At 58.5% G+C, this 11,264-nt stretch carries 7 protein-coding genes, 1 tRNA gene, 2 rRNA genes and 1 pseudogene (1 of these 11 only partly in view); 6 read left to right on the top strand and 5 right to left on the bottom strand.

Translation table 11 applies throughout. From position 1 onward, the window contains the following. The first annotated feature begins 143 nt into the window (after positions 1 to 143). Together RXV90_RS10915 and RXV90_RS10910 are read left to right on the top strand one after the other, a co-directional pair. Positions 144 to 386 carry a hypothetical protein gene (locus RXV90_RS10915; protein WP_316648693.1) on the top strand — a complete coding sequence of 81 codons (243 nt, stop codon included), beginning with the start codon at positions 144 to 146 and terminating at the stop codon, positions 384 to 386. Between the two features lie 109 nt (positions 387 to 495). Next, positions 496 to 1,563 (top strand): annotated as a pseudogene (locus RXV90_RS10910) (IS110 family RNA-guided transposase). A gap of 393 nt (positions 1,564 to 1,956) precedes the next feature. Here RXV90_RS10910 and RXV90_RS10905 read toward each other — a convergent pair. After that, positions 1,957 to 2,655, bottom strand: a complete 699-nt coding sequence (locus tag RXV90_RS10905; protein ID WP_316648681.1) for a hypothetical protein — start codon at positions 2,653 to 2,655, stop codon at positions 1,957 to 1,959. A gap of 328 nt (positions 2,656 to 2,983) precedes the next feature. On the opposite strand from RXV90_RS10905, the gene RXV90_RS10900 reads away from it, so the two are divergent. The 4 genes from RXV90_RS10900 to RXV90_RS10885 all read left to right on the top strand — a co-directional run bounded on the left by RXV90_RS10900 (position 2,984) and on the right by RXV90_RS10885 (position 7,758). Beyond that, a complete protein-coding gene (locus RXV90_RS10900; protein ID WP_316648679.1) occupies positions 2,984 to 3,142 on the top strand; it encodes a helix-turn-helix domain-containing protein in 159 nt (52 codons plus the stop codon). A gap of 208 nt (positions 3,143 to 3,350) precedes the next feature. Further along, the gene (locus RXV90_RS10895; RefSeq protein WP_316648678.1) at positions 3,351 to 5,018 is read left to right on the top strand and encodes a tyrosine-type recombinase/integrase; all 1,668 of its coding nucleotides are present in this window, start codon (positions 3,351 to 3,353) and stop codon (positions 5,016 to 5,018) included. After that, positions 5,015 to 6,121 carry a tyrosine-type recombinase/integrase gene (locus RXV90_RS10890; protein WP_316648676.1) on the top strand — a complete coding sequence of 369 codons (1,107 nt, stop codon included), beginning with the start codon at positions 5,015 to 5,017 and terminating at the stop codon, positions 6,119 to 6,121. The genes RXV90_RS10895 and RXV90_RS10890 overlap by 4 nt, the downstream gene beginning before the upstream one ends. After that, entirely contained in the window at positions 6,118 to 7,758 is a 1,641-nt protein-coding gene (locus RXV90_RS10885) for a recombinase family protein (RefSeq protein WP_316648691.1), read from the top strand. Before RXV90_RS10890 ends, RXV90_RS10885 begins: the two co-directional genes overlap by 4 nt. Here RXV90_RS10885 and RXV90_RS10880 read toward each other — a convergent pair. The 4 genes from RXV90_RS10880 to RXV90_RS10865 all read right to left on the bottom strand — a co-directional run. After that, positions 7,715 to 7,791, bottom strand: a tRNA-Met gene (locus RXV90_RS10880). The genes RXV90_RS10885 and RXV90_RS10880 overlap by 44 nt on opposite strands. Positions 7,792 to 7,931: 140 nt before the next feature. Then, the gene (locus RXV90_RS10875) at positions 7,932 to 8,405 is read right to left on the bottom strand and encodes a hypothetical protein (RefSeq protein WP_316648675.1); all 474 of its coding nucleotides are present in this window, start codon (positions 8,403 to 8,405) and stop codon (positions 7,932 to 7,934) included. Positions 8,406 to 8,511: 106 nt separating this feature from the next. Next, positions 8,512 to 8,626, bottom strand: a 5S ribosomal RNA gene (gene rrf / locus RXV90_RS10870). An 89-nt stretch (positions 8,627 to 8,715) separates the two neighbouring features. After that, positions 8,716 to 11,264, bottom strand: a 23S ribosomal RNA gene (locus RXV90_RS10865); it runs 283 nt beyond the window's last position.

The following is an 11,264-nucleotide window of genomic DNA, read 5'->3' as shown; positions in this document are numbered from 1 at the left end:
ATTTCCCAAGCTGGCAATACCGGAATGTTCTTACCCGGCGACTGCTTCAGATCAGTCGAGTGTACCAGACTTCCTGCGATAAAGAGCGGGCAGTTGAAACCGCCAAGACTCTGCACGCCAGTTTAAAGTGGGGACTTCCCAAGATGCCTGACCAGACAGAACATGCCGGCATGGCCGCTCTCTCGATCTGCGAGGCGCTCCTGCTTGCCATGAACGATCACGGGCTGCTGCCCGAGCACGAAATCGTCGGCGTGCTCCGCGACGCCGCAGCCACCCATGAGAACGTCGTTGGGACCGAAGGCGAAGTGCAGGAGCACCAGGCTGTCGCGGCGCTCATCAACCGAATCATTACCGGCGGGAACTCCGTACGAAGGCCGCAGGCATGAAGGTTTAGTCGGAATGGCTCATCGATTTGTCCGCTAATGGGATGAACCGGCTGCTTCCCCGGATGGGATAACCTGAGATGGTTTTCCCGAAGCAGAAGGAGAAGCGTCCATGAGTAGGCCGAAGATTGAAGACTTCGCTGCGCTGTCAGTAATTGGCGTCGATATCGGCAAGGACGTCTTTCATTTGGTTGGGTTCGATGCGGCGAGCAATCTGGTCCTGCAACGAAGGATCAAGCGGCTGGCCCTGACGGCTACCTTCGAGGCGTTGCCTCGATGCGTTGTCGGGATGGAGGCGTGTCTGAGCGCGCATTTTGTCAGCCGTACGTAACGCAGCTTGGGATTTGAGCCGCGGATCATCCCAGCGATCTATGTCAGGCCGTTCATCAGAGGTCAGAAGAATGACTACAATGATGCCGAAGCGATCGCCGAGGCTGCGCTGAGACCGAACCTGAAGTCGGTGACGGAGAAAAGCCAGGATCAGTTGGACCTGCAGGCGCTGCATCGGGTGCGGTCGAGACTGGTGTCCCGCCGGACGGCGACGATCAACCAGATCCGGGCCTTTCTGATTGAACAGGGCATCACCGTGCGCAAAGGGCTGCGAGCTTTGAAGAGCTCGTTCCTGACGATCCTCGATGAACGTCAGGACGAGATATCGCCGCGAACGCGCACCATTCTGACCGGGCTCTACGGCGACTGGCTGTGGCTAGATGAGCGGATAGAGACCGTTACCGGGGAGATCGAAGACATCAGTCGCACGGAAGAGAACTGCGCCAATGCTATGACGATCCCGGGCATTGGCCCGTTGATCTCGACAGCGATGGTTGCAGCCATCGGCCAGGGTGACGCCTTTGACCGAGGACGCGACTTCGCCGCCTGGATCGGTCTTATTCCAAGGCAATACAGCACCGGCGGTCGAACAGTGCTTGGGCGCATCTCAAAGCGAGGCAGCCGTTATCTGCGCATGCTGTTTGTTTAGGCCGCCAATGTCGTCCTGATGCGGCCCCATCACTGGCATGGCTTCAGCTTTCGCGATTGGTTGGCACGCGCATCAAGTCGCATGCATCGCAACAAGCTGGCCATTGCCCTGGCCAACAAGCTTGCCCGCATCGCCTGGAGCGTGGTGAGGCACGGGACGCCATTCGATGCCCCAAGAGACGACGTCATGGTTGGTGTCTAAACTCAGGCCCTGACCCAAAGGAGTTCGCGAACGAGAGAAAGCATGGAACGGAAAACATACGCCCCCAGAGTCTGAGAGCCCAAATGGCCGCCACGGCCTGTCCGCTAATGAGACCACGGTGCGAGCGTAACCCCAATAAGGCCACGGCCCTCATGCCGCCACCGCGCGCCAAAAATGGTGTGGCCTGCAGTGACTCAACTCTTCGGCTGAGACCGCATCAATCAATAGTCAAGGGTTTTGATCAGATGACCGCATCGTCCTAGAAAGCTGCCCCAGGAAGTCCCGAAGGAATCCAATTATCCGATCCACGTTCCGGACGAGGTCGCGCCCCGCGAGTCAGGCTAACCGCTTCACGCGAAATCCACGCTGCACCGTTCAACTGAGCTGCAGCAGTCAATCGGATTGCTGATGTTTCTGCGCATTGCGAAACGCCATCTTGCATCGATTATTGCAAAAGCGCTTGTTCGTGCGCTCGGGAAACCACTCGAGGCAGTCTGGTGCCGCGCATTTCTTGAGACTCTTTCCATGGGTCAATTCCTGCGCCATCTGAAGCCAAGCAGCAGAGATTAGGTCTGTTGGCTTTGGCTCGAGCGTCCAGTTCGCAGTTGGTCGACCAGTCTTTGATCCTACCAGTCGGACGGTTATTGTCGGCAACACCCGTTCGTTGAAGAGTTGCCGCGCTCTATGTTTGTCTGCGGAGTCGATCGCTACTGAGAAGAGGTAGAGGTACTTCGACGTATAGATCACGTCCCGAATCGGCATCTCAGTACCTGCACTCAACAATCCATAGCGGGATACAAAATCCAGCACATCAGCGTCAGTTGGACGATTGAGCAACGGGTCTTCATCGTAAAGTCCAGCGAGCCGACGAGCGAGGCCAGGGGCGTCAATCGACGGTTTGTACGAGCGCAGTTCACCGCCTTTCGCGCGAACTGCTCCGCGTCTCGCATAGTATGCCTCCTGTTTATCAGGACGATAGAAGTTCGCGTCGAGATTGGTCTGCTGTGCAGACCCGAGATTCTCTGTCTCGATAATTTCGTATCCGGCCATGTCCACGTGCCAGGTCAGCTCTCCGGTAAGCTGATCGTACAAGATTTGCTCCAGACACGAATCTGACACGGTTTAACTAGCTCATATCAGGCATAACCGTGTTCATCAATCTTCATGACATTCCTATTCTCGTAGGGTGGCAAACAACTCAGGGCCCTACGGCAGATGCATGCAAGTGCGACATATGAAGACGACAAGTGCGCGGAAGTTACCGGGGCTGCGCTCCGCGCACTCGTCTGTCTCCTCGCGCGCCAAGCGGCCCAAGAAACCATTGCCAGGACAACGGCTCACTCTGTCGAGGAGGGCGATCCTGACGACCACGGAGGACAGGCGAATGACTAGGGCCACTTCCAAAGCGCAAGAGGTGCTCATGACCATCGACCAGGTGGCAGGGATTTGCCGCGTTTCCGAAAAGACCGTCCGCCGGTGGATCGCCGCCGGCGAATTGCCGGCGGCCAAGCTCGGCAATCAATGGCGGATCCGCCCCAGGGACCTCGAGGACTTCGTTCGCGACCGGTTGGTGCGATGACCAGAGCTGTCCACAGAAGTCCAATGTTGACAGGATCTTATCGGAGCTTCGGGAAGACGTGCCCGCGCAATCGGTCCCGGATTTTTGTGTTACGGCTTCCCGAGAGGGCGGCGCTGACCACCCGTGTCCACCCGAGGAACGCAATAGCTAAGAGAAAGGTATCCCGATGACTGGTACAAGTGACAAGACGCCTGCAATCAGTCCCTTCGTGTCCGAGGAACAGCTCTTCCTTGACGACGTGATCGAGCGCCTTGATCGGGTCGACGGCCTGTCCTCCTCCCGGCGCCGGGATCTCAAATCAGACGTCCGGGCGATTGCCCGCCTGGTCGGTGGCACTCTCGAAACCACGCCTGCCAATATCAACTGGCTGCATGTCCGGCTGCGGCGGGTCCACCCAGCCCAGCAAGGGATCACCAAGAAGCGCTTCCAGAACATCAAGAGCGGCGCGCTGAAGGCCCTCGAACTGACGGGCGCATCACGGGAGCGTAATGACTGGCTGAGAGCCCCAAGCCCGGAATGGGCCAAGCTCCTCGATATGGTCGCGGACAAGCATGACCGGTGGAAGCTGACCCAACTCGCGCAGTTCTGCTCAGCGCTCGACGTGGCCCCGGCTGATGTATCGGATGAACACGTCCGCGAGCTGCGCACAGCCTTGATCGAGGAGAGCTTCCAAAACAAGCCGGAAGCCGTGGTCGCCAACACGGTCAAGACCTGGAACCGGTTGAAGGAACAGGTGCCGGGTTGGCCACAGACTCACCTGGCGCCGCCGCCACGGAAGAAGGAGCCCTGGACTTTGTCTTTCGAGGCGTTCCCGGCGTCCTTCCGCGATGACGTTGATCGCTGGACGGACCGGTTAGAAAACCCCGATCTCCTGGACGGATCGGGACCGGACAAGCCGCTGCGCCCATCGACGATCAAACATCGCCGGTTCCAGATCCGGGAAGTGGCCTCTGCTCTGGTTCATTCCGGCACACCGATCAAGACGATCACCAGTCTCGCTGTGCTGGTAGATCTGGAAAACCTGAAGTCGGCCCTCAGGTGGATGATGGGACGCTTCAACGACAAACCCACCGAGGCGATCAAGGGTGTGGCTGTCGGCCTGCAAGCCATCGCTCGTCATCACGTGCAGGTGCAAGAAGCGGACCTCGCCGAGATCAGACGCATTGTTGGTCGCCTCTCCCGCAAGATTGACGGATTGCGGGAAAAGAACCGGCAGCGCCTGCTGCAACTCGACGATCCGGCCAACCTGGCGAAGCTTCTGCACCTGCCCGAGACATTGGTCACGAAAGCCGAGAAGATCCTGGTCACACGGCCACGCAAGGCCGCGTTGATGATGCAAGCCGCGCTCGCAATCGAGATCCTTCTGAATGCGCCGATGCGGGTGGGCAACCTTGCTACGCTTAACCTTGTAGAACACATGCGCCGCGTGCGGACAGGCCGCCAGGCCCAAACGCTCATCCACATCCCACCCGAAGAGGTGAAGAACACCAAGGCGCTCGACTATGAGCTGGGCGCGGAGGCGACAGCGCTCCTGGACCTCTACGTGGAAACGGCACGGCCGCATCTTCTCGGCGAGCCTTCGGACTTTCTCTTCCCGGCCATGAACGGAGGACCGAAAGCTTCGAGCGGACTGTCGCGCCTTATCAAGGAGACGATCCTCGAGCACACCGGCCTGACCATCAATGCGCATCTCTTCCGCAGTATTGCCGGCAAGATCCACAGCCTGGAGCAACCGGGCGACGTCACAACGCTGGCCTACGTCCTCAACGACTCCCTGAGGACCGCCATGAAGTCCTACGCGCAGTTCGAACGCCGCTCGGCGCTGGTACACTATCAAGCCTCCGTCGCGAAGGCGCGCGGAAAGGATGTGGCATGACCGAGCTCCTGCCCTTCGAGGACCCGGCCCGGCGCTGCCTGCCGCTGCACGCCTGGCCGGAACCGGACCAACTGGCCTGGGAGGCCGCTCTTGCGCCGGGGGACCTGCTGGATGGCACCATTGGTCCGGGCCATCACTGGTGCCCCGATACCCGCGAGAAATATGGCAAAGGGTACGGCCGCTGGCTCACCTTCGTCGTCGGGTCAGGACGCTTTGATCCAACAGAGGCGCCTGCGGACAGGATCACGCGCGATGCAATCGCGAGCTATGTGGAGGAACTGCAGCACCAGGTGGCCCCATGGACCCTCTGGGGCCGCCTGGCGGAACTGCTGGCGGTCGCCAAGGCCATCTCACCAGAGCGAGATTGGCAGTGGCTTCGGCGGATCGTCGGCAAGCTAGAGACTCGCGTGGTTGCGACCAGGAACAAGCATATCCGGCTCCGCCCGGCCGCAGAGATCCTGGGCTGGGCAATCGGCCACATGGACGACCTGATCACCAATCCGCCGCCGCGTCACGGCCCTACACGCTTCCGCGATGCGCTGATGGTCGCACTCCTGATCGCCTGCCCTACGATGCGGCTGAGGAACCTCACGCGGATCAAGATTGGCTCGAACCTGGTGCCCACTTCGGCAGGCTACGAGTTGCGGTTCGGAGCCCCTGAAATGAAGGCAAGGAAACCTGTGGAGATCCCCGTGCCCGATTGCCTCGTCCCTTATCTGCAGCATTACCTTGGGGTGGTTCGTCCGCAGCTCCTGCAAGGGCGTGACAGTGACAGGCTTTGGATCACGCAGTATGCGGATCCTATGCGCGAGAGTAATGTTTACGAGGGCATTACGCGGACGACCAAGCGAGCCTTCGGTCGACCGATCAACCCACACCTCTTCCGTGATTGCGCGGTGACCTCGGTCGCTGTCGAGGATCCGAAGCACATCGGTATCGCCCCACCCATCCTCGGCCACACAGACCCACGCACCACTGAGCAGCATTACATCCAGGCCCAGCAGATCGATGCAGGGCGCAAACTACAGGCGTCTTTGAGGGCGCTGCGGCGCAAGCATCCGCCGCGGCAGGACCGATCGACCGCACGAAAGGACAAGCCATGAGAGCCGCAATCTATGCACGCTACTCCTCGGATATGCAGAGCGAGGCCTCGATCGAGGATCAGGTCAGGCTGTGCCGTGAGCGGGCGGGCGCAGATGGGTTCCCCATTGCCAGGGTTTTCAGCGACTCCGCAATCAGCGGTGGATTCCTAAAGAACCGACCGGGCATGCTGAGCCTTCTTGAACATGCTCGGTCAGGCGAATTCGAGCTCGTTGTCGCCGAAGCGCTCGACCGGATCAGCCGTGATCAGGAAGACATCGCTGCCATCTTCAAACGCTTGAACCATGCGGGTGTCCGCATCGTCACCCTCGTAGAGGGAGAGATCAGCGAACTGCATATCGGGCTCAAGGGCACCATGAACGCACTCTTCCTGAAAGACCTGGCGCAAAAAACCCGTCGCGGCCAGCGCGGCAGGGTCGAGGCAGGCAAGATCCCGGGAGGCAACAGCTATGGCTTCGAGATGGTTCGGACCATGCAAGACGACGGCTCCGTCACGACCGGAGAGCGCACCATAAATGCGGCGGAAGCAGAAATCGTTCGGCGCATCTTCAGGGAGTACGCCGATGGCGTGCCACCGCGCAAGATAGCCTCGCGACTGAACGACGAGGGCATTCCAAGCCCACGCGGCGGGCTCTGGAACGCCTCGACGATCAACGGCAGCCGTCAGCGCCGGAACGGTATCCTCAATAACGAGCTCTATCGGGGTCGCATCATCTACAATCGCCAAACCTTCATGAAAGACCCGGAGACGGGAAAGCGATTATCCCGGCCAAACCCGCAGTCGAAATGGGTCACGACCGAAGTCCCGCATCTGCGGATCATCGACGAAGAGACGTGGGAAACCGTGCAAATCATCAAGGACCGCTACAGCTCTCTCCGGGGCAACCGCCGTCAGACAAAGAAGCGGCTGCTGTCCGGCCTCGTTCGCTGCGGCGCCTGTGGTGGCAACATGACCATAGTCAATCGCGAGCGCTACTCCTGCTCCGCGAAGCGGGAACGTGGTACCTGCTCCAGTCCAGTGGGCATCAAAGCCGCTGAACTCGAGAAACGCGTGCTCGATGGCCTTCGGGAAATCTTGCACGGTCGGCAGGACCTGATCGAGGAGTTCGCGATCGCATATCGGGAGGAAGTTGAACGGCTCCGGCGTGCCAGCACAAAAGACGGCTCACGGCTGCAGAAGGAACTGGCCAAGGTGCAACGCGGTATTGATCGCTGCCTCGCTTACATCACCGACGGCGACGGCGATCCTGGCTCCGTTCGCGGGTCGCTCAAAGAACTGGAAAACCGCAAGAGGGTCGTGGAACGGCAACTGAGAGAGGCTGGCGCAGAATCAAAAGTCGAGCTCCACCCGAATGTCGCGGAGCACTATCGCCGCAAGGTGATTGAACTCCAGACGCTATTCAGCGACGACGCGACGCGCCCGCAGGCCATGGAGATTGTCCGCTCATTGATCGACCACGTCTCTGTTCACCGAGGCGAGACGCGCGGAAAACCCGATGTCATCCTTGCTGGCACCCTCGCAAGTATCCTGGATTATGCTTGTGCCGAAACCAAAAACGCCGCCTCGGCTGAGGGCGGCGTCGGTAGGGTCTTGTTGGTTGCGGGGGTAGGATTTGAACCTACGACCTTCAGGTTATGAGCCTGACGAGCTACCGGGCTGCTCCACCCCGCGCCAATCGAGCCCTGTACCTAGTCCCTCGTCCGGGCAGTTGCAATAGCAAAATCCGAGGTTTCTTTACAACGTTCTAGAGTCCTGGCTCCACTTGTTGCCGGATCCTGAAATGACACGGATGATGCAGATGAAATGTCACATCAGGGTGGCAGGAGCTTTTCAGGCGTCAGGTTCAGGAGGTCGTATCCGGGTCGGGATGAGGGGTTGCGAGGCCAGTCGTCCGCCCAGTATCCGGCCCACGCAACCCCGCATTCGATGAGTGCAGACTTCAAGACAGGCGGCACCGGCATTCGACCGTAGAACGGCTGATGAATCGCGTCATCAGGATGGTGCGTTTCAAATGCGCGGACCGGGGTTGCGGATGTATCAATGAGAACTGCCCAAGTCGTGTGCCAACCCAACCAGCCGTGGGCCAAGATGAACGGGGCGTCGAGCGTCACAAAACTCGGTCTGTGCAGGTCGACGTGATCATGGTCTACTGTAATGGTCGGTGGCGTCCTGTCCGCGACACACGTGAATATCAGATCGATTGGCTCGGACCCGACCCGCCCCGGCAAGACGGCAAGGGAGATCGAGAGAAAGGCAGGAATAATCCAACGCAGCATTTCGTTCATGCAGGGCGCGCAACGAAGCTCCGCAAACAAAAAAGCCGCCCCGGAGGGCGGCGTTTTTATCGTGCATCGTCAGAGAGATACGTCAGAACAATGTGTCGCTTACTAGGTTTGGCGGTGACCTACTCTCCCACGTCTTAAGACGCAGTACCATCGGCGCAACGGCACTTAACGGCCGAGTTCGGGATGGGATCGGGTGTTTTGCTCGTGCTATGACCACCAAACCAAGAAAACGACACATCGTCCAAGTCACGCACACTGGCGTATGCTTCGATCGATCCGCCAGAGCTGGGCAGCCTGGCTTCTACTGGATCAAATCAAGCCTATCGGGCAATTAGTACCGGTCAGCTGAACGCATTGCTGCGCTTACACCTCCGGCCTATCGACGAGGTCGTCTACCTCGGCCCTCAGGGATACCTTGTTTTGAGGGGGGCTTCCCGCTTAGATGCCTTCAGCGGTTATCCTTTCCGATCATAGCTACCCTGCACTGCGGCTGGCGCCACAACAGGTCCACCAGTGGATCGTTCACCCCGGTCCTCTCGTACTAGGGGCAACTCCTCTCAAGTATCCTACACCCACGGCAGATAGGGACCGAACTGTCTCACGACGTTCTAAACCCAGCTCACGTACCTCTTTAAACGGCGAACAGCCGTACCCTTGGGACCTGCTCCAGCCCCAGGATGAGATGAGCCGACATCGAGGTGCCAAACGGTGCCGTCGATATGGACTCTTGGGCACCATCAGCCTGTTATCCCCGGCGTACCTTTTATCCGTTGAGCGATGGCCCTTCCACTCGGGACCACCGGATCACTATGGCCGTCTTTCGACTCTGCTCGACTTGTCAGTCTCGCAGTCAGGCTGGCTTCTGCCATTGCACTCAACGAGCGATTTCCGACCGCTCTGAGCCAACCTTCGCGCGCCTCCGTTACTGTTTGGGAGGCGACCGCCCCAGTCAAACTACCCGCCACACAGGGTCCCGGATCCGGATAACGGACCGCGGTTAGACATCAAGCAAAGCAAGGGTGGTATCTCAACGGCGGCTCCACAGAAACTGGCGTTCCTGCTTCAAAGCCTACCACCTATCCTGCACATGCTTGGCCTGATGCCAATGTGAAGCTGTAGTAAAGGTGCACGGGGTCTTTCCGTCTAACCGCGGGAAGCCTGCATCTTGACAGGCAATTCAATTTCGCTGAGTCGATGTTGGAGACAGCGGGGAAGTCGTTACGCCATTCGTGCAGGTCGGAACTTACCCGACAAGGAATTTCGCTACCTTAGGACCGTTATAGTTACGGCCGCCGTTTACCGGGGCTTCAATTCGGTGCTTGCACACCTCCTTTTAACCTTCCGGCACCGGGCAGGCGTCAGACCCTATACGTCGTCTTGCGACTTCGCAGAGCCCTGTGTTTTTAGTAAACAGTCGCCACCCCCTGGGTTGTGCCCCCGGCCTCCAGTTGCCTGGAAACCGGGCCTCCTTCTCGCGAACTTACGGAGGCATTTTGCCGAGTTCCTTCAACATCGTTCTCTCAAGCGCCTTGGTATGCTCTACCAGTCCACCTGTGTCGGTTTAGGGTACGATCTAATGGAGGGCTATTTCCAGGAACCTCTAGGCTGCCAGACCAATCCGATAAGGACTGACAACTTCCGAGATCCGTCACATCCTCCTGGCCCAGGAATATTAACCTGGTTCCCATCGACTACGCCTTTCGGCCTCGCCTTAGGGGTCGGCTTACCCTGCTCAGATTAGCTTTAAGCAGGAACCCTTGGACTTTCGGCGACAGGGTCTCTCACCCTGTTTGTCGCTACTCATGTCATCATTCTCGCTAGTGATCTCTCCACCGGATCGCTCACGCGCCGGCTTCACAGAAAACACCTCGCCTCCAATTCCCGGATCAAGTCCGGGATAAGGAGGCATGGTGTTATGTCACACTACGCTCCGCTACCACTGCATACGCAGTCCTAAGCTTCGGCTCATGGCTTGAGCCCCGTTACATCTTCGCCGCAGGACAACTTATTTAGACCAGTGAGCTGTTACGCTATCTTTAAAGGATGGCTGCTTCTAAGCCAACCTCCTGGTTGTTTTGGTCGTCCCACATGCTTTCCCACTTAGCCATGAATTGGGGGCCTTAGCTGTAGGTCAGGGTTGTTTCCCTCTCCACGACGGACGTTAGCACCCGCCGTGTGTCTGCCATCTAGTACTCCCGGGTATTCGGAGTTTGGTTAGGATCAGTAAGCCTGTGGGGCCCCATTACCCATCCAGTGCTCTACCCCCCGGGGTATTCGGATGACGCTCTACCTAAATAGATTTCGCGGAGAACCAGCTATCTCCGAGTTTGATTGGCCTTTCACCCCTAGGCACAACTCATCCCGACCTTTTTCAACAGGTGTGGGTTCGGCCCTCCAGTAAGTGTTACCTTACCTTCAGCCTGGTCATGCCTAGATCACTCGGTTTCGGGTCTGATCCCACAAACTCATTCGCCCTATTCAGACTCGCTTTCGCTGCGCCTACACCTATCGGCTTAAGCTTGCTTGTGAGACCAAGTCGATGACCCATTATACAAAAGGTACGCCGTCAGATCTCGAGGATCCTCCGACTGCTTGTAGGCGTCCGGTTTCAGAGACTGTTTCACTCCCCTCGTCGGGGTGCTTTTCACCTTTCCCTCACGGTACTGGTTCGCTATCGGTCAGTAAGGAGTACTTAGCCTTCGAGGGTGGTCCCCCGATCTTCAGACAGGATTTCACGTGTCCCGCCCTACTTAATGCGTCCGATCATGCTTCCCGTACGGGACTGTCACCCTCTACGGTATCGTTTTCCAACGATTTCTGGTCACATTCACGGCTCGGCTGGTCCCCGTTCGCTCGCCA

Origin of the sequence: Ovoidimarina sediminis (assembly GCF_032586175.1) — a bacterium.
GTDB classification, from domain to species: Bacteria; Pseudomonadota; Alphaproteobacteria; order Rhodobacterales; family Rhodobacteraceae; genus Ovoidimarina; species Ovoidimarina sediminis.
The sequence above is the reverse complement of the archived record's forward strand: the minus strand, read 5'-3'. Positions and strand labels throughout refer to the sequence as shown.